The organism is Chlorogloeopsis fritschii PCC 6912, assembly GCF_000317285.1.
GTDB lineage: Bacteria > Cyanobacteriota > Cyanobacteriia > Cyanobacteriales > Nostocaceae > Chlorogloeopsis > Chlorogloeopsis fritschii.
In genome coordinates, this window is record NZ_AJLN01000140.1 from 1 (window position 1) to 24,370 (window position 24,370).

General features: G+C 41.3%; 21 protein-coding genes and 1 pseudogene. 8 read left to right on the forward strand and 14 right to left on the reverse strand.

The window, feature by feature from the left end:
- The 3 genes and pseudogenes from UYC_RS0130625 to UYC_RS0130635 all read left to right on the forward strand — a co-directional run.
- Positions 1–685: pseudogene (locus UYC_RS0130625) on the forward strand (hypothetical protein); the annotation flags it as partial.
- Between the two features lie 36 nt (positions 686–721).
- Positions 722–1,549: a class I SAM-dependent methyltransferase gene (locus UYC_RS0130630; RefSeq protein ID WP_016877966.1), complete on the forward strand. Its 828-nt coding sequence runs from the start codon at positions 722–724 to the stop codon at positions 1,547–1,549.
- A gap of 500 nt (positions 1,550–2,049) precedes the next feature.
- Complete coding sequence (locus UYC_RS0130635) at positions 2,050–3,288, forward strand: DUF4912 domain-containing protein (RefSeq protein WP_016877967.1); 1,239 nt, start codon at positions 2,050–2,052, stop codon at positions 3,286–3,288.
- A 71-nt stretch (positions 3,289–3,359) separates the two neighbouring features.
- Here UYC_RS0130635 and UYC_RS0130640 read toward each other — a convergent pair whose 3' ends face one another.
- Together UYC_RS0130640 and UYC_RS0130645 are read right to left on the reverse strand one after the other, a co-directional pair.
- A complete protein-coding gene (locus UYC_RS0130640; protein WP_016877968.1) occupies positions 3,360–4,292 on the reverse strand; it encodes an alpha/beta fold hydrolase in 933 nt (310 codons plus the stop codon).
- Between the two features lie 20 nt (positions 4,293–4,312).
- The gene (locus UYC_RS0130645; protein WP_016877969.1) at positions 4,313–4,819 is read right to left on the reverse strand and encodes a DUF4112 domain-containing protein; all 507 of its coding nucleotides are present in this window, start codon (positions 4,817–4,819) and stop codon (positions 4,313–4,315) included.
- Positions 4,820–5,141: 322 nt separating this feature from the next.
- Between UYC_RS0130645 and UYC_RS0130650 the strand changes: the two genes are divergently transcribed.
- Positions 5,142–5,612: a hypothetical protein gene (locus tag UYC_RS0130650; RefSeq protein ID WP_016877970.1), complete on the forward strand. Its 471-nt coding sequence runs from the start codon at positions 5,142–5,144 to the stop codon at positions 5,610–5,612.
- Here the strand turns inward: UYC_RS0130650 and UYC_RS0130655 are convergent.
- Positions 5,609–6,796 carry a hypothetical protein gene (locus UYC_RS0130655; RefSeq protein ID WP_016877971.1) on the reverse strand — a complete coding sequence of 396 codons (1,188 nt, stop codon included), beginning with the start codon at positions 6,794–6,796 and terminating at the stop codon, positions 5,609–5,611. The genes UYC_RS0130650 and UYC_RS0130655 overlap by 4 nt on opposite strands.
- 538 nt (positions 6,797–7,334) lie before the next feature.
- Positions 7,335–8,426, reverse strand: coding sequence for a threonine synthase (thrC, locus tag UYC_RS0130660; RefSeq protein WP_016877972.1), 1,092 nt, complete (start codon positions 8,424–8,426; stop codon positions 7,335–7,337).
- Positions 8,427–8,787: 361 nt separating this feature from the next.
- Here thrC and UYC_RS0130665 point away from each other — a divergent pair, with 361 nt between their 5' ends.
- Positions 8,788–8,973, forward strand: a complete 186-nt coding sequence (locus tag UYC_RS0130665) for a hypothetical protein (protein ID WP_016877973.1) — start codon at positions 8,788–8,790, stop codon at positions 8,971–8,973.
- Positions 8,974–9,018: 45 nt separating this feature from the next.
- Here UYC_RS0130665 and UYC_RS0130670 read toward each other — a convergent pair whose 3' ends face one another.
- Complete coding sequence (locus tag UYC_RS0130670) at positions 9,019–11,460, reverse strand: hypothetical protein (protein WP_235083094.1); 2,442 nt, start codon at positions 11,458–11,460, stop codon at positions 9,019–9,021.
- Positions 11,461–11,615: 155 nt separating this feature from the next.
- Here UYC_RS0130670 and UYC_RS0130675 point away from each other — a divergent pair, with 155 nt between their 5' ends.
- On the forward strand, positions 11,616–13,286 hold the full coding sequence (locus UYC_RS0130675; RefSeq protein WP_016877975.1) for an iron uptake porin: 1,671 nt from the start codon (positions 11,616–11,618) through the stop codon (positions 13,284–13,286).
- Between the two features lie 633 nt (positions 13,287–13,919).
- Positions 13,920–14,222, forward strand: coding sequence for a hypothetical protein (locus UYC_RS0130680; protein WP_016877976.1), 303 nt, complete (start codon positions 13,920–13,922; stop codon positions 14,220–14,222).
- 5 nt (positions 14,223–14,227) lie between these two features.
- Here the strand turns inward: UYC_RS0130680 and UYC_RS0130685 are convergent, their stop codons facing one another.
- The 9 genes from UYC_RS0130685 to UYC_RS0130725 all read right to left on the reverse strand — a co-directional run bounded on the left by UYC_RS0130685 (position 14,228) and on the right by UYC_RS0130725 (position 23,197).
- On the reverse strand, positions 14,228–15,133 hold the full coding sequence (locus tag UYC_RS0130685; protein ID WP_016877977.1) for a hypothetical protein: 906 nt from the start codon (positions 15,131–15,133) through the stop codon (positions 14,228–14,230).
- A gap of 111 nt (positions 15,134–15,244) precedes the next feature.
- The gene (locus UYC_RS0130690; protein WP_016877978.1) at positions 15,245–16,588 is read right to left on the reverse strand and encodes a DUF58 domain-containing protein; all 1,344 of its coding nucleotides are present in this window, start codon (positions 16,586–16,588) and stop codon (positions 15,245–15,247) included.
- 65 nt (positions 16,589–16,653) lie between these two features.
- Positions 16,654–17,133, reverse strand: a complete 480-nt coding sequence (locus UYC_RS0130695) for an RpiB/LacA/LacB family sugar-phosphate isomerase (RefSeq protein ID WP_016877979.1) — start codon at positions 17,131–17,133, stop codon at positions 16,654–16,656.
- A 98-nt stretch (positions 17,134–17,231) separates the two neighbouring features.
- Positions 17,232–18,182 (reverse strand): AAA family ATPase, encoded by a 951-nt coding sequence (locus tag UYC_RS0130700; protein ID WP_016877980.1) that lies wholly within the window; start codon positions 18,180–18,182, stop codon positions 17,232–17,234.
- A gap of 153 nt (positions 18,183–18,335) precedes the next feature.
- Positions 18,336–19,430, reverse strand: a complete 1,095-nt coding sequence (locus UYC_RS0130705) for a DUF4350 domain-containing protein (protein ID WP_016877981.1) — start codon at positions 19,428–19,430, stop codon at positions 18,336–18,338.
- 55 nt (positions 19,431–19,485) lie between these two features.
- On the reverse strand, positions 19,486–20,094 hold the full coding sequence (locus UYC_RS0130710) for a DUF4129 domain-containing protein (protein WP_016877982.1): 609 nt from the start codon (positions 20,092–20,094) through the stop codon (positions 19,486–19,488).
- A gap of 96 nt (positions 20,095–20,190) precedes the next feature.
- Positions 20,191–21,237: a serine hydrolase domain-containing protein gene (locus UYC_RS0130715; RefSeq protein WP_016877983.1), complete on the reverse strand. Its 1,047-nt coding sequence runs from the start codon at positions 21,235–21,237 to the stop codon at positions 20,191–20,193.
- Positions 21,234–22,343 (reverse strand): hypothetical protein, encoded by a 1,110-nt coding sequence (locus UYC_RS0130720; protein ID WP_016877984.1) that lies wholly within the window; start codon positions 22,341–22,343, stop codon positions 21,234–21,236. The genes UYC_RS0130715 and UYC_RS0130720 overlap by 4 nt, the downstream gene beginning before the upstream one ends.
- 35 nt (positions 22,344–22,378) lie before the next feature.
- Positions 22,379–23,197 carry a class I SAM-dependent methyltransferase gene (locus UYC_RS0130725; protein WP_016877985.1) on the reverse strand — a complete coding sequence of 273 codons (819 nt, stop codon included), beginning with the start codon at positions 23,195–23,197 and terminating at the stop codon, positions 22,379–22,381.
- A gap of 313 nt (positions 23,198–23,510) precedes the next feature.
- Between UYC_RS0130725 and UYC_RS0130730 the strand changes: the two genes are divergently transcribed.
- Positions 23,511–24,185 carry a Mo-dependent nitrogenase C-terminal domain-containing protein gene (locus tag UYC_RS0130730; protein ID WP_016877986.1) on the forward strand — a complete coding sequence of 225 codons (675 nt, stop codon included), beginning with the start codon at positions 23,511–23,513 and terminating at the stop codon, positions 24,183–24,185.
- Positions 24,186–24,370 lie beyond the last annotated feature (185 nt).

A 24,370-nucleotide genomic window follows, 5' to 3' on the forward strand; every position in this document is an offset into this window, starting at 1 on the left:
AGTCAGCAAATTACAAAAACAATCAGAAATAGATATTCTGGGAGCAAGAAGCAGATTTGCTGTTTATCAAAAAGGAGCTATAGATGGAAGTAAAGTTCTCCTGCCTAACTTTAATAAGGAAGTGCCTCCTCTGCAATTTTTTCTAGATACTGTTCATGGTAAATACAGCGGCTGTAAGTCTATGACAGGAGGAGGTATAGTCGGAAGAATTGACGCGCTTGTCAGTTTGATAGTTGTAATTTCTCAAAGGTATCCAGGGACAAGAATTGAAGACACTCATCTGACTATCCTAGCCAAATATGCAGGATTTGTAGCTGAAATATTCACAAATGTTGTTTCTACGAACAGAACTCCTAGCCTGACAGAAATAACAATGGATAAGCCACCTAAAAAAGCTTGGATTGAACAAATATATAGATGGAATAGTGGTTATCAAGGGTTAAAACTATGCTATGGAGAACATAATATTAAGTCAATTGTGTCTGACGGCTTTCCTTGGTCTATTTTTACAGCACCAATTGTTTTTTTGAAAAGGTTAAAGAGAACAGATAAATTTACTTTATCTACGGTAATTCATAAATTTAAAGTGTTAGCGCTCGCCTTTGCCGCATCGCGAAACATCAAGAAGAGAAGTTTAGATAATCCTGACATATTACAAGGGAGCCAAGCAAAAGCTTCGTGGTGAGCTAGTTGGCTAATTTAACAACAATAGAGAATGATCATGAATGCAACAACTCTCAACTTAGGTACTATCCAAGAAACCTTGCTAATAACGCTATGGGCGCGAGCGGTTGAGATCAACCAACTCGATCCCATTCTGACCGATCCAAGAGCTGCTCAGATCCTCACTCAGATTGACTATGACTTCCAGAAATTCTTTCAGGAGAAAAGCTCTCAAACTACAGTATGTATTCGAGGTAAAGCGTTTGATCGCATAGTTAGCGAACTTCTACAGACGCATCCTCAAACTCCTGTTTTAGAAATTGGCGCGGGTTTAAATACTCGATTTGAGCGATTGGATGATGGAAAGTTGCGCTGGTTTGATTTAGATTTACCAGATGCGATGACAGTAAGAAGAAAGTTTTTTGAGGAAAGCGATCGCCGTCAGTTCATTTCCGCTTCAGTGTTTGAAACAGATTGGATAGAGTCAGTCAAAGCCTCCACAAATGAGCCAATCTTGTTCATTGCAGAAGGAGTCTTACTTTTTTTTTCTGAGCAACAGGTAAAGGCTTTGTTTGCAACATTAGCAGAACATTTTCCAGGTTCTTGGATTGTATTTGATGCAATCTCCCAACTTCTGCTAGCAGTTCGACACAGATTTGATGCAGTCAAGCATACAAGTGCTAAATTTCAGTGGGGAATTCAGAACATCCAGCAAATAGAGACGTGGGATTCAAGGTATAAATTGCATCGTTCGCTATACATTCCAGCAGACTTTACCCAATACTTGGCGAGATTTCCCCGGATGGAACAGATATTGATGAGGTTGTTTCCAGATTTTCAACGGATGGCTGGGGTACACCTAGTTAAATTCCAAAATCTTGACTGAGGACATTTAGAGTTGCTCTACAAGCCTTATTAGCCTGAACTGCCAATGAAAAGAATTTCGTTGGCAGTTCATTTTGTTTTAAGCTTCTCGTAATGTCATAAAACTATGACATTGCTGCCTGTTTTTGACTTGTAAAAGAGCCGTTTTTGCTATTTTTGTCATGATATTTTGACATTTCGATCCCGGAAGAGTTTAAAAATTCGTGGAAGCCTTAAAAACAGGTCTCATACCCCCTTGATTCCACCCGGAGGTTAATGGTTAGTATTTTTTAACAAAAGGCTCCTCTACTCTCAAAAAAACAAAAAGTGCTGACCTTGGCATAACCAAAACCAAAAAATTGAAAGGGGTTAGCCCGCAATTTAAAACAAAACACACTAAAAACAAAATAACTAAGTAGAACAGGGGTCACATATCAAACAGCTGAAGTGGATTCTAGATTCAATCACGACTTTTAACAAGAGGTATATCATTTACCTTTCAAACGACTGGAGGCCAAATTCATGGCAAAAGAACGCCCACCGCTAGAAGAGATGACATTGCGGCAACTACGTAGAGTTGCCAGCGAATATGGAGTCTCTCGCTACAGCCGAATGCGTAAATCTCAATTGCTGGCAGCGATTCAAGACGTAGAGCGCAGCAAAGTTTCTATTAGCCAATCTCGCTTAATGGAGGCACAGGAAACCGTGGAAGCAGCAAAATTTGAATTGGGTCAGGAAGATCGTAATGGCGGTACTCTTGCTGATGTAGATGAAGGAATAGGCGACTTACCTGCTGGTTATGGTGAAAGCCGGATTGTGTTGATGCCTCGCGATCCACAGTGGGCTTATACCTATTGGGATGTTCCTAACGAACACAAAGAAGAACTGCGTCGTCAGGGAGGACAACAGCTGGCGCTGCGGATTTACGATGTGACTGACATCAGCTTTGATTATCAAAGTCCTCATAGCATTCAAGAGTATCCTTGCGATGAGCTAGCGCGGGAATGGTATTTACCAGTTCCGGTGAGCGATCGCGATTATGTTATCGACATCGGCTACCGTTGCGCAGATGGTCGTTGGTTAGTCCTAGCCCGTTCTGCTCCCGTACACGTTCCTCCTGTGTATCCATCTGACTGGATTGAAGATGTCTTCCTTACCGTCAATTTTGATGAAGAATTACGCGGAAAGACCTTCTACGAACTAGTTCCACCTGCCAAGAAAGTTGCTGCTACTGCAAACGGCAATGCCATTTACGACCAAATCTTTGGCATGGCAGAGTCTGTGGAAGCAATGCGGGTTGCTGGTTCACTATTTGGTTCGATGCAGCACGTTCCTGGCTCAATGGTTCCAGAACAAGCGATCAGTTCCTACGTTTTCCCATCTGGTGTGGGAATGTGGGCTGTACCTACCGTATCTGGTTTAACCATGTCTGGTGTTGGTATGTCTGGTGTTGGCTTCTCTGCCTCCGCCGTACCAATGCGTCCGCGCCAGTTCTGGTTAATTGCTGATGCTGAGTTGATTGTCTACGGTGCAACCGAACCTGATGCAACTGTAACAATTGGTGGTCGTCCGATTAAGCTCAATCCAGATGGTACCTTCCGCTTCCAGATGTCCTTCCAGGATGGCTTGATTGACTATCCAATTATGGCTGTTGCTGCTGATGGCGAACAAACACGTTCAATTCACATGAAGTTTACTCGTGAAACTCCATCACGCAATACCAACACTAAGGAAGAAGCTGTTTTAGAATGGCTGTCTTAAAGTTCAGTCAACATAAATAAACTAAAAACACAGAGCCCCGACTTCTGACCAAAAGTCGGGGATCTTAATATCTAGAATTCTGTCTCCTGCAAAAACTTAAAAATAGCTGTATTTACTTCTTGAGAAGCTCCCATTGAAGCATCGTGACAGCAGTTAGATAGAATTTGTAACTTAGAATTCGGAAGACATTGATGCAATTTTTCACCATGACTAGCAGGAAACCAACTATCTTGTTCACCCCACAAAACTAATGTGGGACATTGAATGGCACCAAGATTATTTTGGATATTGCTGAGTAAATTTGGTTTATTTGCTTGAAAATTCTCAATTTCTCGTGCAGCTATTTGTATCTCTTCAGCTACTTTGGTAAGAGTGCCCGGAAATTCAATAAACGGATAAGTGATCCAATAAACATCTTCTTGAGTCAATATTGACGGATCGAATAGCACTCCACGCCGTTCTATTGCCATCACTTCTCTAACAAATGGTGCTAACAGATATGCTAAACGCAACGTATCAATTGTTTGCACTATTTCCAGTGGAGTATGAGCAAGTAGTGACATTCCCCAATGAGGCAAGCGTTCAGCAAAAATAGGTACGTTTACTACTACTAACCGCCCTATTAACTGCGGATTTTTTTGAGCAAAGGCAAGAGTAACTAAACCACCTAAAGACTCTGCCACAATTGCTACGGGTTCATCAGTTAATTCCCGAATTATTCGCTCTAACTCTATCACTTGATGACCGCTTTGTTCTCGACGAGAGACAGGTTTTTCAGAAAAACCGTAACCTTTGGCATCAAAACAAATCACCCGAAAGTATTTAGATAATGGCTGAATGCTGTGACGCCAATTGTAGCTCCAGCTACCCATACCATGTAAGAAAATTAGAGGTTTACCAGTACCTATTTCGCCATAGGCAATTTGTACAGGATAACCATGAGCATCAATAATTGTTAGACTTTGCCGCCCTTTTGGAAAAGTTACTTGCCACCAATCGTTCATTCTTTTTGTCAATCACTCTTTTAATTGCCAGTTAAAACTCCCCACAGCAGTCTAATTAGTAGCACAGGCAATGCAACTAATACAATGGAGACAAGCAATAATCCAATCAAGACTACAAAGATAAACCACCCATCTGCACTTTTTCTTTGGCTTGGAAACTTTAAGTATTCTTCTAGCAGTTTGATATTGTATTCGTTTGCTGTCCAAGCAAAATCAAATAAATCTCCTAGCACGGGGAAAGCACCCACCAAACCATCAATGATGATATTAACAACCATTCTGCCCAAAGTTGCTGCTGGCGTACCTAAGCGTGCTGCTTCCAAGATAATGTAGGCAGAAAGCATAACCCCCAGAAAATCACCACCAATAGGTATTAATCCTATAATCGGATCTAAACCGATACCAAGGTTCGTTCCAGGAATAATAACAGCTTTATCCAGTAGCCGACTCAGGTAACGCAACCGCCTCAAGGTGGGTGCTCTAACTTCAGGTTCAATTGTGTAAAAGCGAGAGAGTGGCTTTGACATAAGAGCGATCGCATTTTTGTTACTAAATCGCAAACATTCTACTCTCGTCTGGGAAATTTTCAAGTATATTTTTGCTATAAGTAACAATAATTACTACATTAGTCATTGGTCATTGATTAGTGGTTAGTAGGGGAGGCAGCGCGTTGCGGAGGTTCCCTCCGTTGTAGCGACTGCCGTGCGGGTTTTATTGATGATCTTTGGGTTAAAACCGACAATTTATCTTCTAAACCCGCCCGTACAGTAGTTAGTAGCTAGTTGTTCTCCTCTGCTCCTGGTGCTCCCCTGCTTGTCCCCTTATCCCCCATCTTCCCCATTTACATTTATGACTCAAGAATTAACGCAACAGTGGTTAACGGAAATTCAGACATTGCAACAGCAGGTAGCACAGTTACAGCAAGAACGTCATGCTGGATGGGAAAGTGCGGAAAAATGGCGTAAACTTTACAACACAGAAGCAGAACAGCGCCGCACAGATGCTGAGTTCTTTAAACAAACGATCGCGTCTTTGAAAACAGAAATTGAGCGTTTACAAGGTGTTGAAGAAGAACGATTCAATGAGGCTACAGCTAAAACTGCACTGCAAAAAGAAATAGCCCAAATTAAAACTGTGGAAGAATTGAAAGCCAAACTTATTAGTGTCATAAAAGAACGCGATCGCCTGCAACAAGCTTTGAAAATAGAGCAAGACAATCACGCCCAAACCCGCAAAAACCTTACCACCGCATTGGGTGATGCAATTGATAGCTTGACACGGGAGCGTGCGACAGAGGCAGAAGGTAAGATAAAGCCTTAATTTCCAATTGGTGGAGCTAAAGGACGGCGAGGTTTACCCCCACCACCGATGCTATTTGGCCCATTGTTGTCCACAACTTTCAAAACACCAATTATTTTGGTGAGATCGGCTTGGAGTGCTTTATCGTCATTGAAGTAATATCCGGTAACTGCCTTGTACTCCTGCTCGGCATCATGCTCAATACAGATATAGTTATAGTCAAAACCGGAATCGTCAACGACATAAGCACCGTAGTTCTGCATCGCCTGGAAAATCTTTTTACCCGCTTTGGTGGTTAGTCCCAAGCTTTTCATATTCACGTTCGGTGGAATTGCCAGCAACGAACCCATGACTAAAGCTGGGTTAGAACCCTGATATTGTTTTGGTGCACCCGCATCAGCGGCACGAGCAGGCCAACGATGACCAGGTGTTGGTGATGAAGGATTGTAGTGCATCCACTTGCCCCAAATCACAAGTTTGAGTGCGTGACGAATAGCTGTGTCATTGAACAACTCGCCTTTGCGAATACTACCGCCAATACTTGACATCCCGGAGCCACCATGTCCACCATCAATGCCATCTCCGTAGATGTCGGTTTTTCCAAACCAACTACCGTAAAATGGGCCGCCCTCTTGACAACGAGCCGTCACGTTAAAAGAGACTAGGGTTCTACCATCGGGTTTGAGAACGGCAGAGGAGTTATTTGGAGTAAAATTGTGTCTTGCATCTGGAATAATCAGATCTTTAGGAATATGCAAATGCTCTGCCGCTTCGGGATGCCACTGTGCCTGGTGTTGGGGAGTTTTCCCCGTGCAGCGACCTTCGCCCCAAGCTCCGGGCATATAGGTTGGCACAACTGGATCTGTTTCTTTGCCTACAATAAACCAATCAGTGTCAACTCCAACACCTTTTGAGCCAATATGGGCATCAACATATTTAGCATTCGAGCCAATCGGCATATTCCAAATGCTATCGCAGGCGAACGGCCACGTATATTTATCGCGTGGTTTCCCCGAACCACATTTACTATCATCTGCTTGGGCTGTAAGACTAGGGGCTGCAATAGCCCTGCTATTTCCTAGCCACGAGTTTTTACCTTCTCTCATACTCAAGCTAAATTGATTTTGCGTGCTAACGCTGCGTACTTCAGCTACATTCTGAGCATAGCTAATGGCACTTAAAGCACTAGGATCGAAAATTATCATTTTCCTCTTCTGTTTCCATCAAAGCTAGTAGAAGCTCACGCACCGATCCAATATGAACTGGCGTGAAACCGAAGTAAAGCTTGACTTAACTTGCGCAAGTAAGAGCTGCTCAATCTTTGTTTAAGGTTATTTATATTGAGTTATCGCTTAACAAGAACCTGCATAAATTTCCAGCTCCTATTGTACTGAAGTCTGAAAATATGAGGAATTTCTTAAGCGATAAGTCTAATCGATAAAGATTTGTCCAAAAATAGGCCAAACCATTTCAAGATGTCAATAGCTTGATATTTACTTACTGTTTATTAAGTATCTAACTTGAAAATAGGGGTTAGGGGCTAGAGGCTAGGGGCTAGAGAAAAAGAGAGCTAACGGAGCACACCCGTAACTCATCTGTATGTATCTGTGTGTATCTGTGTTTATCGGTGGTCGATTTTTCATGCCCATGAGAGCCTTGCTCCATTAAGAAGAGCCAGAATACTCTAGTTCTCGTTACCAGGTTGAACCTGGTAACGAGGATTTGTGGACTGCCGGGAGGATATCACAATCCCATTGCCTCGGCTACAGCTTTAATTTCTGCCTCAATACCTTGTTTAAATTGGCTTTGACTGTGTTTAATGGCTGTATCTGGGTCTTTTAAACCGTTGCCTGTGAGGACGCAAACTACGGTTGCACCTGTGGGAATTTGATCCTTCACCTGCAACAAACCTGCAACTGAAGCAGCGCTAGCTGGTTCGCAAAAAATGCCTTCTTCTGATGCCAGTAGTCGATAGGCATCCAAAATTTCTGCATCAGTGACAGAATGAAAATTCCCCATACTTGCTGATTTGACTGCAACGGCTTTTTCCCAGCTAGCAGGGTTACCAATTCTAATGGCAGTGGCTATGGTTTCTGGATGTGGTACTGGCTTACCCGTAACCAAAGGAGATGCACCAGCAGCTTGAAAGCCCATCATCCGAGGTAAGCGATCGCACTTGCCAACTTGATGATATTGACAAAATCCCATCCAATATGCGCTGATGTTTCCCGCATTACCCACTGGGATGCACAGCCAGTCGGGAGCATTCCCTAAGGTATCGACTATTTCAAAAGCCGCTGTTTTTTGTCCTTCTAAGCGAAAAGGATTAACTGAATTCACCAAAGTCACTGGATAACTTTCAGCCATTTCCCGGACAATTTCCAGAGCTTGGTCAAAATTCCCTTTGATTGCCAATACCTCTGCACCATACAGCAACGCCTGTGCCAGCTTACCCAACGCCACATAACCATCGGGGATCAATACAAAGGCACGCATTCCTCCACGTCTAGCATAAGCTGCTGCCGCCGCCGAGGTGTTGCCAGTACTTGCACAAATCACAGCTTTTGCGCCAGCTTCCTTGGCTTTAGAAATTGCCATCGTCATTCCTCGGTCTTTGAAGCTACCAGTGGGGTTAAGACCGTCGTATTTGACGAAGACACGTACTTGTCTGCCGATACGTTCTGCGATCGCGGGAATTGGGATCAAAGGAGTGTTACCTTCCAACAAAGTCACAATCGGCGTTTGATCGCTGACAGGCAAGTATTCACGATATTGCTCTATAAGTCCAGGCCAGGGTTGGCGATGAGGTTTAACAGCAGACAGGCTCAAAGTCACGGGATTTTAAAGCTTATTAAAGTGTTTTGTTTAGTTACTAGAGATTAAGGGCTAGAAAATAAAAAAGAAAAGTATTTTTGACTTTTGACTTTTTTACCAGTCCCTAGTAATTAATGTAGAATGCCAGTTTATCTTTTTAGGTGCTTCTGTGGAAAGCTTTGCGCTACGTTTTATTAACTACTCCTACACAAGATTGTTGTTTTCTGGGGGAACAAAAATCATCTCCTTGGTAGTCATTTAGTGTACAGGCTGCAACATATTACAGTGGCAAATAGAAATTATATAATTTTTTAATAAATCTTCAAAATCGTTTATTATAATATCACTTAAGGTGTGAGTTAATTTTTGAATTTAATAAGCAATGTCTAAATCTAGTGTTTCTGATTTCGAGTCTCAAACAGCCCTGGCAACAAAGTTAGATAAGTGTTTTTATCAGGCGGATCAGCAGGTCAAATTGCTACACTTACAAGCAGAAATTGACTGCCTGTTACAGCAGTTGCAAAACCTGAAATTGCAGCGTATAGCCAGCACAGTCAAGGAAGAATAGCTGAATAGATAATACAGGTAATACAAAAATCGCTTCAGATGGCTACTACTCAAAGCGCTGATTTTTTTCTGACCAGCGCTTGAGTTTGTAAAAATTAGCGTTCTCTACTAAGAGTGATAAAGAGTCTGTTGTTGAAAGCTTGGCGATCGCTGTCAAAAACTGTACAGAGTTATTGCTGAAATCTGTATATATTATTTTACCAGTATCAGATAAGATGAGCGTTCTCGGACGAGATTGATTTTGTTGCTCCCCATCTTCATCTGAGGTTGGATGCAATGATTGTATTGCTTCTGCCGAAATAGTAAGCACCGTTTCCGGCTTACCGTTACCTGTTAAATCAATTTCTTGCACTGGCCAGTAGCCTAACTTTTGCAACATTTGGGAGAAGCTTGGTATTTCACCGGGTGGCAGTTGTCCAGAAGCTTGTAATAAACGCCACACCGTTGGGAGTATAACCTTTACCCGCAGTCCATTTTGTTGGTATAGCTGTTCGAGAGTGATCGCAGAAGGCTGCACCCACTCTAGCGCTTCTGATGTAAGTGCTAAAGGAGGGGGTTGCATGGCGTTGCTACCATCTTGAGGAATTTTGTCATCCACAGCAACTAATAGCTGCAATTGCGTGTTGCGTAAGCGTACACCTTTAACTGTAGCTGTAACTATTTGCTGTTCTCCATTGGCAAGCCAGACAACGATCTCGATTTCAGGATCGGAATTTAATCCCAAACTTTCCCAGAAAAACTTTGTTGAGGAAGTTTTGGTGAAGTTTAAATTTGCAAAGGGAGAATACAGCCAGCGTTTACCGTTATGAAAAGCTGTCACCTCCACTTGATACCAAGCTTGTTTTTCTGTTTTTTGTGTCTCGACAAAATTGGGTTGCCACCATTCGGTGAGATGTACTGGTGCGATCGCCCGCACCGAGCCAATAATCCGGCTGGGGTGAGTGGGGTTAATTTTCAACTGTTGTGCAAGTAGACTTTGGATGTATGCAAAAGACTCTTGGGAAAGTTTGGTTTGTTCTTTAAGGAAGGAATTGGCACGTTCGTGTCCATGCTGAACTGCTAAAATTAAGGCACCCCAAGCTTGCACCTCTGTTCGATGAGGATTGACTTGCAGTGCTGCTTCAACGCGACTCCACAACCTGCCTGCATCCGCCTTGAGTACAGTGGCAATTTCTTGGGCATTCTGCGGAGATGCCTCAAACACCTGCAAAGCTTTTTGCCAACGTCCATCGATTAAATCTGCTAAGACTTGTTGGCTGGGGCTGATCCAAGTTGTATCGGCTTGAGTTTTGGTGAGTTGAGAGTGCAAGCGAATCACATCGATTTGTGCTTGCGCTGCCGCAGGAATTTTCCCTTGGCGTTGTTTGGTTATCGATTGCAACCATTCCCACGCTGGTGTCCACAATCCACTGCGAGCAAGAAGCAGGGCATTTTGGTAGGTAGAATCATTGAGAGCAGGAGATTGCAGGGAAACTTCTTCTAATTGAACGGGGTTGAGGATAAACTCGATTGGCTTGGCTTGATAAACACGTAGCTGAGGTTCAAAGCCTACTGTTTGATCCACAACTAATTCTTTGGTACTACTGCCAGTTACTTGTTGCCATTGGGGTAGTTGCCCAGAGGGACTTGTCCAAGACAACATGAGTTGGAGGTGGCTGCGTTCGGGATTGTAGTGAACGATGTAGCCGTAAGCGATCGCATGAGTTCCTGAAGCACGCTTACCCTGCAAATAAAACCAAATACCTGAGGATGGTGTCTCACCTTCAAAGCGCCCCACTTCACTGATAGGTAAGAGCGTGCTTGAACCTTGGCGCTCAGAATTAGCATTGACTAAGGGGCTGAGTACAAACGATTCTTCTAGCCCAGTTACAGGTAACTGAGCCATCAAATTGTAGTATTTTTCTGGTTTGGATTGTAGTTCTACGTTGTGCGATCGCTGATAAACTCTGAGTTCAACTACATCTTTACAGTTTGACTGACAATTGGCACGCCCTTTGAGAACTGGCAGAACAAAAGTTTCTGTTGGATTTGCAGCTAAGGGTACAATTTCTCCTGCCATCCACCCTTTTTTTGTAAGGTGAATTTGAATTTCGCCCAAGCTTTGAGGCTGTTGTGCGCTATTGAAGGATTTCACCCATGCAGGTAAAAGCCGATTTAGCCAAGTTACTTTGTCGGGATTTAAGATTAATTCAATGCTTACCCAGGCAAAGGCTGCAATTAAACCAAGACTGCCAAGCAAAGCTGCGATCGCTAGTGTTGATGCCAGATGACTTCCCCTGGGAGCAAAAGTTGACTTTGCCTTACTCTTTTGGTGTACAACCGGGGTAGTACCTTTTTGGGAATTCTGTGTGGGAATTTTCCCCTGCCTCTTCTTCAAGTTTTTTTGTAATTTTTTGACTATGTGCTTCTTCGTAGTTTTGGCAGAAGATTGATTTTGTTTATTCTGTCGATATGGTTTTGGCGCTGGATGGATGGAGCGATCGACCATACTTTTATCAGTAGATTTAACTATAACTAAAGTGATTTTTCTTTTATACTCGCCATCTTCCAATATTGCCCAGAAAAATAAAAGTGTTGTTTTTTACAAATTGCGTAAATTTACGAATGTCAGGATTAAGGCAACTTTTATAAGCTCTTCCATTGATGCTATGTAAGGTAGAGTGTAAAAAGTTGAACATTGGTCAAGCCTGGGTCATTGCGTTTTTATTAGTAGTAGGAGTCACCGGACTACCAACAACAGCGATCGCCATTCCCACAGAACAGTTGGAGGAACAAACAGAAATATCCTCTAATGTTCTTGACGATCCGATGGCACAAGTTACATCGGTTTCTCAACTCAGGGACGTGCAACCTACAGACTGGGCTTTTGGTGCATTGCAATCATTAGTAAAACGCTATGGCTGCATTGTGGGTTATCCAAATAGGACGTATCGTGGCAAGCGTGCTTTAACTCGTTACGAATTTGCAGCCGGATTAAATGCTTGTCTAGATCGGGTGAATGAACTCATCGCTACAGCTACCAGTGATGTAATTCGCCACGAAGATTTAACAACTCTACAAAAATTACAAGAAGACTTTGCTGCTGAATTAGCAACTTTGCGAAGTCGAGTCGATAATTTAGAAGCTCGCACTGCCAAAATAGAAGCCAATCAATTTTCGACAACTACTAAACTCAGTGGTTTATCAATAATTGGTATTCAAGGGCGTACCCAAAATCGTGCTGATATTTCCCCAAGAGATGGGAAAAAAGATACAGATGATGCAGGTACAAACACTAATCTTATCTATCAACACCTGCTATTTTTAACTACTCAAATCAGTCCCCGCAGTTACCTATTTACTGGTCTTTTAGCTGCCGACGGTTCAACAGAACCCAGACTTAGCAATGATGTTTTTCTTAGTTACGAATATCCTACTGATGGTCAATTAATCGTAAGCGATCTCAATTATCACTGGTTGGTTACTGATAATTTAGCTGTAATGATAGGAACAGAAGGCGTCAGTATGACCACTGCTTTTCGAGGCCCGAATCGGTATGAGAGTGCTGCTACAGGGCCATTATCATGGTTTGCACAAAGAAATCCGATTTTAGACATTGGATTTGGTAAAGGTGGTATTGCTGTTGATTGGCAATTTGCTAAAAGGGCTAGCTTACAGGCAATTTATTCTAGTAATACTCCTGGAAATCCTGGAAAACGCAGTGGTTTATTTGACGGTCACACAACCGGTGCTGTGCAATTATTACTGACACCATCTGACGTTTTGGATCTGAGTTTATATTACGTTAATAATTATTCATCAGATGGATGTTTGCTTAGTTTTGCAGGTGATGATTGCTTAACCGCGACGAATCCCGCAACAGGAAAATCAGAACCGCTACAAACAAATGCCCTTGGCGCTTCTATGAATTGGCAAATTTCATCCCGCGTTACTTTGGGTGGGTGGTTTGGTTACACAAATTCTTATATTCCGGGCAGATCGGGAACTGTAGAGACAACTAATTACATGGTGTATCTCAATTTCCCCGATTTGTTTGGCAAGGGTAATTTAGGTGGAATTTATTTCGGACAACCCCCAAAAATCACAAATAGCGATCTGCCTGTAGGAAACAATGTCCCTGACTTCATCAATACAGGTTTAGGGCGTGCTGGCGGGCAACCAGGAACCACATATCATATCGAAGCTTTTTATCGCTTCCAAGTAACAGATAATATCAGTATCACACCGGGGATAATTCATATCTGGGAACCCAGACATACTCCAGATAGCGATCCAATTACTATGGGTGTTTTGCGGACTAGCTTTAGTTTTTAAGTAAAAGTTGATTAACCAATAAATATTGCAGAATTTAATTTATGTAATGAACCCACAAAATGTTTCTTTGTTGAAACTTTATAAATAGTTTATAGTTTATTTTTAATAGTTGACTAAATCATCTAAAACACAAGCTTTTTAGAACAGTGTAAGAGAAATTATATATTTCCGAAATTTCTCTATTGTATATACTCTTTGTAAAAAGATAAATTTTAAATAGTTAGGTATTGGGTATCGGGTATTAAAGTTTCTTTATTCCTAGTCTCTAGTCCCTAGTCCCTATTCACTAGTCCCCTTTACAGGTGCATCTATCAAATCAGTTTTTATCAGCTGAGAAATAAAGCATCATTGAATGATGTAACTGGGCATAAATAAAAATCCCACTTCATTAGCCACTTTGATTTGATTCAGTAAAAGTTGAAAGTTGAATTGGCAACGCACATATATATTTTGTGGAATGCAGCACTCGAATTCCATAAACTTCTCATGTCACATCTTGCACAAGTCCAAACAGCCTTGAGTTACCAGCCCACAAATCCTTGTTACCAGGTTGAACCTGGTAACGACAATTAGAGCAAGAGTGCTCTCTCACAACCTTCCTGTTAATTTTGAAATTTTTTAAAAATCATTTATATGCATCAATTTAATCACCATCTAATAACACTTGTTTTAATAGTTAGTTCTGCTGCAATTGCAATGCCTTCTTATGCTCAAAATGTGAGAGAGTTAAATCGAGATAAAAATGATAATAATGTGATATCAATATCTTCTCAAAATGATGTTGCTACAGAGCAAAATGTGCAACCTCAATTAGGTAATCAATCTGATTCTTCCAATAAAGATTTAGCTGCTAATACAAAAAAATCTGTTACTAATCGTAACCCACGCATTCCTATATTTAGCAAAATTTTTCCTGTACCTTCAATGCAGCAGTAATCAAATTAAGATGTTTGTTCTATACTGCGATCGCGCAATATCAAATCATAGCCTTCTCGGCGACAAATAATATCGTAGTAAACAACGGATTTAACTGATTGCCAAAACGGCATGAGGATAATTCCGTTAATTAAATTTAAAGCAATTAGCACAATGCTGCTAATTATAAAATCATTATTATTTCCTGATTGTGTAAATAATAGATCAGATATTCTCCCCAAGATAATGCTAAATCCAAAACTTAAAATTAACCACAGTAAAATTTGGATAGGCAGAGTAATAAAAAATGCGATTAATATAATAGCAATAATACGCAGCGTTAAACCTTTAGTTAGTTGCCTACTCAACTTCATGGCTTGAATAGAATTTATCTTATCCTCTATTGCTAAAGGTAAATCAGTAAGAAAAAAACGTGAGTAAAACCATAGAGGACTTAAATATACAGCTATTACTGTTGGGATAATAATTATTGTAAATAATAGATTACTAAAAGGGTTGACTTGATTAATTGGTTGAGAAATTAATCCAAAAATTGTTGCTAATATTAGATAAATTATTCCTGATGCAAGAGAACACAGAATATAAAAAATCAGAAATTGTAGTAAGCATATCAATATACTTAAGATAACGGTAAGTAAAAACTGCCAAAAGTGCTTATTAACATGAAACTTTGCACTCCTAATACTTTCTTTTTGACCAATAATATCGCTAAAAATCAAGCGTGATATCAGTCCGGCAGTTGCATAAAACTTTGCCCATCCATAAATAGGAACAAACAACCATAAATGAGCAATTAATGCTAGTTGGAAATATTGTTTAAAGCGAGAACGATATAAGTAGCTGCCAAGACTGACAATGTTACCAATATTAAGCTGTTGGGTAAGATTTTGAGTAGTAAAATTTGGAGGCATAGCAACCTTTCCTTTGGAAGCAGGGGATGGAGAGACAAGGGGACAAGGAGACACGGAGAATAATGAATGACTAATGACCAATGACAAATGACAAATAACCAATGACTAAATTTATAATTGATTTCGTGCCTTAAGCTGCAAATATTTCTCTACCAATTGATCTGCAATCTGATTTGCTGGTGCATCGAGTACTAATACACCTTTTTGCTTGAGTTGTGCAAATGCCACTTGTCGTTGTGCTAATAAATCTAGGGCGACTGCACGCCTGTAAGCAGCGGTAACATCTACTGAGTTCCCCTCTAGAGAAAGGGGGGTATGTGCTAGAAGATCCACTTGCGGATCGCGCAAGGTGACAGCAAACGGCAAATAACGGGGAGTAAGCCTAGAAAGTGCGGCAAGGAGTTCGCTGGAAGCAGTGACATCTACTATGTCAGTGATAATGACTACAAGTGCCCTGCGGCTTTGCTGCTGGACAACATGAGTCACAGCACCCATATAATCAGATTCTAAAAGCACTGGTTGAATTGGTGTCAGGCGATCGATTAAAGTACCTAAATGCTGTTGTCCGCGTTCTGGAGTAATCCATGTATGCATTTGCCGATCAAATACACCTACCCCAACGCGATCGCCTCGATGTAACCCAGCCAAAGCTAAAGATAAAGTTGTATTTAAACCCCAGTCAAACCGTTGCAAATTATGTACTTTTGCTGTCATCAATCGTCCGCGATCCAGCAAAATCAGTAAAGTTTGCTCTTGTTCTGGTTCCAGTACCCTCACTAATGGAGGCGCATTGCTAGAAGCACCTACCCGACGTGCTGTAGCTTTCCAATCAATGAACCGCAAATCATCTCCAGTTCGATAGTTGCGCAATTCGGCAAACTCTGTGCCGATACCCAAACGACGAAATTGGCGAATTGAACCAGAAGATTGCAATGTTAGACGAATAGAAAGCGATCGCAACCCTACCAAATCTGGATAAACCCTAACTTTCAAACTTTGGGGAATCTTCCAATCACTCCAAGCTAATCCCCAAGCGCCGAGTTGTCGCACCTGAATATCTCCCCAAGCAAACTCTCCACGTTGGGTTGGGCGAACAGTATAGGATAATTCTTGGGTGCTTTGTTTGGGAAGTGTAGCGCGTAGAGTTGTATCAGATACGCCAAACCCAGCTGGATAGTAATCGCGGATTTGAACTACTGCCTTGCTTTTTCCCGATGTAACTCGCAGCACAACCAAATTATCTCGCCCTACAGACAATCGTGGCAGTAATTCGCGCACCACCCCAACGCGATCGCTACGTACTCGTAAACCATCCACAACCATTAATGCCAGAACTACGGCATCAAATAGTAAAGTGATAGCGATACTAGTAGGAATACTGAAAAAAATTGCGAAAATAGAGGCGATCGCAATTCCTAAAATCAACAATAAATAAACTTTTTTAGAGGGTATCATTTCTTGGAAGATGGGGAAGATAAAGAAAACCAGCAGTAGAAAAAAAGAAATATTAGCGATCGCATTTATTCTTTCCCAAACTGTTGCTTCTCTAAGTCGGCAATATCATGCATCGAGTTTTGTAACCATTCTTGAATACTTGGTTCCCATCCCTGAGTAAACTCGGTTTTCAACCAAGTATCAACAATTTCCAAAGCGGATTCTGGTGAAGTAATGAACCCTCCCAAAGTAAGGATATTAGAATTATTGATCGAGCGAGATTTTTCAGCGGCATTAGGATTTTCGCACACAGCTGCATAAACACCAGGGTGCTTGTTGGCGATAATAGCCATTCCCATTCCAGTGCCACATACTAAAATACCTCGTTCTGCTTGTTGCTTTCCTACCCTTTGAGCTACCACAGTTGCAGTCTCATAATAAGGCGTCGTGGCAGTGCGATCGCTAATACCTAAATCTTCTACTTCTATTCCTTTTTTTAGTAGATGTTGCTTGAGTGCCTCCTTCAGTTCAAACCCGTAAAAATCTGCTCCTAGTGCAATCTTCATAGCTATTTTCCTCACCTAGTTTTAGAAAAATCTTACTGTTGTTATTACAATTATTTTTTTAGACTTACGCATTTTCAACAGAGACTTTCCCATCAAGCTCACCTTGGTACTGGTACTTTATTTAGTATTGATGCAATAACACCATCCATTTGCAAATTATCCAAGAGCGCCTCAGGTTTCAAAAGCAGGCGATGACGCAACAACGGTGGTGCAACTGCTTTGATATCATCTGGAGTGACAAAATCCCGCCCTGCCAAGTATGCTGTTGCTTGTGCCGTCACAAACCATGCACCAGCGGCACGAGGTGATGCACCCAATGCTAAATCTGGATACTGTCGCGATACTCTTACCAATCCCAGCAAATAATCAATAATTGCTTCCGAAACTTTCACTTGTTTGACTTCTTGCCGCGCCTGCAAAATTTCTGCTACCGTTGCCACTGATTTGAGACGAGCAATATCCAAGCGTCGCGCTGCAAAACCCGCTTGGCGATTTAGTAACATTTGCTTTTCCGATGCTTCATCAGGATAATCTACCACCAACTTGAATAGAAACCTATCTAGTTGTGCTTCTGGCAAAGGATAAGTACCCTCAAATTCCAAAGGGTTTTGGGTTGCAATCACCCAAAATAAATCTGGTAAAGGCAAACTTTCACCATCTAGCGTTACCTGCATTTCTTCCATCGCTTCCAGTAGTGCCGCCTGGGTTTTGGGAGGAGTGCGGTTAATTTCGTCTGCTAATAAAACTTCAGTAAATATTGGCCCCTTTTTCAAAGTAAAATCACGGCTATTTAAATCAAAAATATTCGTACCAGTAATATCCGCAGGCAAAACATCAGGCGTGAGTTGAATGCGACGAAATTCTGCTTGAATTAACTGTGCTAGCACTTTCACTAGCAATGTTTTACCAGTTCCTGGCACTCCTTCCAAAATTACGTGTCCACCTGCCAACAGCGCTACAAGTAGCTGTTGTATTAGGATAGATTGCCCGACAATAACTCGGTTCAGCCCTTGGCTGAGGCGATTAAATACAGAAATGCTTTCGCTCATGTTGTTATTTATACTGATTATAGTTAGATAATAATAGGCTTCATGAATTGCGTACACTAAAAAGGTACTGGGTACTGGTGATTGGGGATTAAGGATCGGGGATTGGGTATTCGGTATTAAAATTTCTTCCTAATCCCTGTCCCCTGTCACCTGTCACCTGTTCCCTTTCACCCTCAGGGTTTGCCATTTCTGCAACCAGCCAATCAATTCTCGTTCACTGAGGCGACGTTTCCGATCTTGCTGTTGTAAAACTGCATTTAATTCTGCTCTAGTAGCGCCTGTTCGTTGTTGCCAAGCATTAATTAAAGTTTGGCGATCCAACAGTTGCGATCCCAATCCCAGAGCTTTTTGAAGTTGCAGTTGTTCCTCTTTACCTACCATTTCAACTACAAAGTCTGTGGATTCAGCTTTTTGCAGTACTGCTGCTAGGGCTTGGATGTAAGCTGTGCTGTTATCAAGCTCAGGAGTATCTAAAGTTGCCACACTACCAAAGCGACGATTGTGTGCCCAAACTAACACCGCTAGCAAAACACCTATTTGTATAAATGCTGGAAATAATGGAGTTTGAGCCAAATAACTAAATATGTCACCTTTGCCTTCACTCTTTCTGACATCAGCATCTTTATAACCGTGGATGTATTCATCCACAAATAGTAAGTTACCTTTTTGATTAACTAAATCAGCTAAATACTCGAAATTACTTAAATAATCTTGGTAAGCATTAGCAGCTAAATAAGGAGTAGTAGAAAAAATAACTTTTCCATTACCTTGCTTTTCTTCCCAAACCACAGCGCCAAAGCGATCGCCCAAAGAAATTTTGTCCTTCGATAAAGACGACTTTCTTCGCCGCGTTTCAATTTTGACATCACCTGAGGGTGATTTTTGCATAGTGCTAAATTCGGCTGCACTAACCCTTTCGCGCACACCCAAGACAACTAAAGTATTACCAGCTTTTACCCATTCTTTTTCTTCAGACAAAAAAATAGGCTCGCTTAACTGGCTGTATATTTTTAGGAGAGTTACGGGACGTTTTTCTGTTTGTAATTCCTGAAAAGGCTTTTGCCAGCGTTTGATAGTAGTTCCACGGTCTTGCATAAAAGCATACCAAGCACCATAGCCATCGGGAGCACGGTTGTAGGTGGAACCACTATTGATTTTGCTACCATTGGGAGCGGCGATCAAGGTAAGTAAAATTATGACTCCGAAAGCGATCGCTATCAACCAGACGAGGCGGTTTGAGAATTTCATATCAAAAGGCTAATGGCTAATAGCTCATAGTAAGAGGACAATTAACTATTAGCAATTAGCTATTAGCAATTTCCCCATATGCTTGGCGGCACTGCTCGTAATTTTCAGAGTGAATCTCAGCATCACCAAAACATAATTGTTCATGAGTAGTAATCAAGGTTTCGTAAGGTTGAATTTGAGTACGAGATAATTGCAACAATTGCAAATATTCGCCATCGGTACGACTTGCCTTGTGGGGGAGAATGCCTTTTTCGTGCAACTGTTGCAACATTGCAAAATAGAGATAACGGCAAGCTTCTCGGTAGTTTCCCTGACGATATAATTCTTGCGATCGCCTCAAAAATTTTGCTACTGACAGTTCATTGTCTGTCGCTTTTGAAGCAGAAGTATTAAAATTGCCCATTGCAGCCAGCTTGGAATACAAATAAGGACTAAATTCTTGCCATAGCCGCCAACCTACCCAAGCCAAGAATAAGGCTACTAAAAGCCAAAATAGAAACTTCAGCAGCGATATCACCCAAGAATCTAATGACCATCCAGCAGGTAATTCTGGTAAAGTTTGGTTGAAGCCAGACAACTGATATTCCAGCCATTCCCCGACTTTTTGCCGAAATTGTAAAACTTGCCAGCCCCAACTGGTTTTTTCAAAAGCATCTGTTGTCATAGAGTTAGGATTGAGGAATTATTCTGGATGTTAACTTAAAAATTTTCGGCGGTACACAACCGTAGCGATCGCATAATTTCTTTGTGGTATGAAAACTTAATCCATCTCGAATGAAGGCTGAAGTGCAAATCTTGCAAGAGATGGACAGTAATATCCAGCAATTTCTTTAGCAATTGCATCCGGTCGCGTTACTCTATCTAAATTACAGAACAAAATCACGGTAATTTTGTCATCGATAAAGCGGGTAATATTGCTTGCGAAACCTAGAATCGAACCATTATGAGCGACTACTCGGCGATCGCCATAATTAATTATCCACCAACCTAAACCTGCCACATATTTGAGTTTGTTCCAATCATTACCAAGGTTTGGAGGATGAGGAGTCCACATTAAATCGAGGGTTGATTGCCTCAATACAGTTGCATTGTAAAGAGCTTGTTCCCACTTCACCATATCTTCCACACTGGAGAGTTGTCCTCCAGCTGAATAGGTAACTGAAGGACTGTAGTAGGGTTTGTTAACAAGCTTACCATTGAGCCAACGGTAACCAGCAGCACGGTGCGGCACAATATCTCTGGGATGATTCATTACGGTTGCATTCATGCCCAAAGGAGTAAAAATGCGATCGCGCAATAAATCTCCATAGGATTGCCCCGTCATATTTTCCAGCATTAAACCTAGTAGATAATAGCCTGTGTTGTCATAGGCACTTAATTCACCCGGTTGGAACTTGAGGGGTAAGTCAGTAACTAAAGCCAAAATTTCTGATTTGGATAAATCCAGACGGGTAATTTCCCAGTAGTTTTTGGCATCAGTATAACTGGGAATTCCAGATTGGTGAGACAGAATATGCTTGATTGTAACGGGCTGCCACGCTGGAGGTATATTGTCGAGGTAATTTGCGATCGCATCATCGAGCGAAATTACTCCCTCCTCAACCAACATCATTATGAGTGTGGCAGTAAATGTTTTGCCAACAGAGGCGATTTCGTAAACTGTGCGTTCAGTTGCCGTAACCGAGTGTTCAAGATTTGCCCATCCATAGCCCTTGACTAAAACAGGTTCGCCTTCCTGCACTACTGCAACAGAGACTCCTGGAATTTGGATTTGAGCCATTGTGGCTTGGATGTAATCGTCAATCATGCCAATGCAGAGTAAGTATTCTTCAGTACTTGTTCGATTGAACCCAGCTTGTTGAAATCACGAATAAGTTGATGAGCTTTTGTTTCTCGTTTTTCGAGCATCACTTTTAATGGTGCTAGCAAATTTACATCTGGATCGTCTCCAAGGGCAACTTCAGCAGCTTGTAAAACTTGTGAGGCGATCGCATAGATATCTTGATTATCAAATCCTTGTTGTGCTGAAAGTTGGTGCTTTTCGGCATCTGGTATTATTGCTCTACCAGAAAGTGATTCATCTAAAATTAGACCTTTTAATAAAGCTAATAAACCAGCATAAATTGAAAAATCATCACAACTATCAAATGCCTTAAATTCTATCCGACCTACTTCCGCTGGCAGACGTGCTATTTTTGTCAGTGAAGGCGTAGATTTAATCATTTGTTCTGGCTTTTCTACAAAAACCATTGCTGCTGCTCTTTTTCCTGTTCTGACAAAAGTTCTCACCGATAGTCCTTCCCACAAACTGTCTTGATAAAATGGTGAACTATAACTAAAAGGAACAATATAAGGACTGTAATAAGTTAATTTTTTACCAATATCAATCAAACTTTCATTTGATAAACCTGCCATTGATAAATTTAAATCCGGCCCATAAGTCACCATGTAAATGTTAGCTGTTTGTTCTTCCGGATGAGCCTGTTGTATTTGCTTAATTTCATAATCATTTAATGGCGGTTCAGGCTCAAAAACTGTTTTACACGGATTAAAACTAATTAATACTGGCGAAAACCCAAATTGTCCAGATATTTTACACAGCAAGTAAAAACTTTCTGTCAACTCATCAATTGTGCTTTGAATACTAGAATGTATTGTTGTTCTAATTTCAATACCTTTGGGAGTACAATCTACAATTTTTTCAGAATCTGTAAATCTTTCAAATCCTTCAATATACCATCTTTTTTTTCTAATCCCAGCGTCTCCAATTCTTAATTGGAGGTGGTCATTGGGATATATGGGAAGTTGCTCGATAATTTGATTAAAATCAGCAAATTTTGCACGAGAAAAATCAACAAACTTTCCTTCTGAATTGAGAAAGGCAACTTCATGTTCAATACCAAAGTTAAACATTATGTATATCCTAAAATAAATTATTTTTCTTGAAGTTAACCAAGTTTAACTAATGCTAAACGATAAGTATTTCGTAAAGGGGGAATATACGAAAATAATAAACGATTAAGTAAGGAAAAACGTTTTAAATATTGTGCTGGCAAATCTTTAAAAGTACAAACCTCCATAATGTGATAGCGAGAGTCCCAATTTTTTATCTCACGAATATCTGAAATTCCCCAATCGAACTTTGCTGACACGTGTTTTATTGCATCGTGGTACTTCTGATTCTTGACAAAAAGCGGTGATATGGAGTCAAAGGCAAACCACGAACCAGGAAACTCTTGTAAGAGATTGCTAAAAAGCTGTCGTACTTGTCGTTCGTTAAGATACATCAACACACCTTCCGCTATAAACATACAGGGTTGTGTACCAGCGGCTTTAATGCGCTCAAACCAGTCTGTATCCAGACAAGAAGCAGTGATAAACTGACGCCGTTCCGTTTCTTGAAAAAACTGCTTCCGCAAAGCCATCACATCCGGCAAGTCTAAATCAAACCAGCGCACTTGGTTGTTATCTACTCGCTCAAAGCGTGTATTCAATCCTGCACCAATTTCAACAACTGACGATTGAGGATGCTGTTGAAGGAAATTACGTGTCCAGTTGTCAATGATCATTCCCCGCAAACAAGCACCTATTTGAGAGTTCTTTGCATGAGCAAATTTCTCAAAATCGTAATCAAGCGCTGCAACAATCTCAGCCGATTTAGAGTCTACTAGAATCGGATCAACTTGCTCTAATTCAGTAGCTCTAGCCCAGAGGGGAATTAATAGCGTCTCTTGAATTACACCAAGGTCAATTTTATTTTTTATCATTAAAAATCCCCTTTTTAGGAGATTAATTAAAAAAAATCTCAATAATATTAGCACAAGAGCAAAAAATAGTCTCTATGAACTTTGGACACCACCAAGGAGGGAGTGGGGGAGCAGAGGAGCACCAGTGGCAGAGGGGAAAGAACGTGATTCACGACGATTCTCCTTGTCCCCTTGTCCCCTGTTCTCTGTCCCCTGCCCCCTCTTCGTGTACGCAATTATTCATGGTTAATCAAAAGATTTAATAAAACAAATAACATTATGTGAAGTAAGCGTCGGCTAGTATGGACTTGGGAAAAGCTAGAGGCGTGAGTTTATGACGAGTGCTGTTCAATCTCCCTATAGCAGCGAACAAATTGCCGCTTGGCTGCGTGGATTACTGACTATTGCTTGGGCAGATGGTGACTTTGATGACCAAGAAAGACAAATGATTACGAGTCTTACTCAGGATGAATTAGCCCCTGGGGTCAACTTGGAATCGTTTGATGCCATTGAACCAGAAGAGTTAGCTGCAATCTTGGGTGTAGGCACACCAGCAGCAGAAAACTTCTTACGCACGGCAGTCATGGTAGCGATCGCAGACGGTACTTACTCCAAGAGTGAAGACTATCTGCTGCACCAGTTATGTAAAGCGTTAGGAGCGCCAGAAAATTTACTGGAAGCCTTACGCCATACTTTGCCACAGCTAACAGGAAAAACACAAACTCCTGTTTTTGCACCCACAAAGCCCCAACTTGATGCATTACATCCTTTACGCGAGTGGCTAGACGGATTAGACATTCAAGATCCTAGAGTAGCCCGCTTTTTGTGCAAAATGATTCCCTCTCAGTGCCCTTTTGAGCGGGATATCAAGTTATTTGGACGCAAAGTAGTTCATATACCGCCCTTATGTAAACTCAACCCGCTTTATGAACAACTCGTAAGTTTACGTTTTCGTGCCCTCTCCTATCTGGCAGATGATTGTGGAGAGGATGTTTCAGAATATATTTAGTTATTAGTCATTAGTCATTAGTTATTAGTCCTTTGTAAAGGAGGAGAATGTCGAGCAAGAGGTTCCAAGAATTGCGGGTGTATCAACTGGCGGAAAAATTAGCTGCCCAATTAAATTCATAACCTTGACTCAATTGGCAATTCACCAATGGCTAATGACCAATGACTAATGACCAATGACTAATG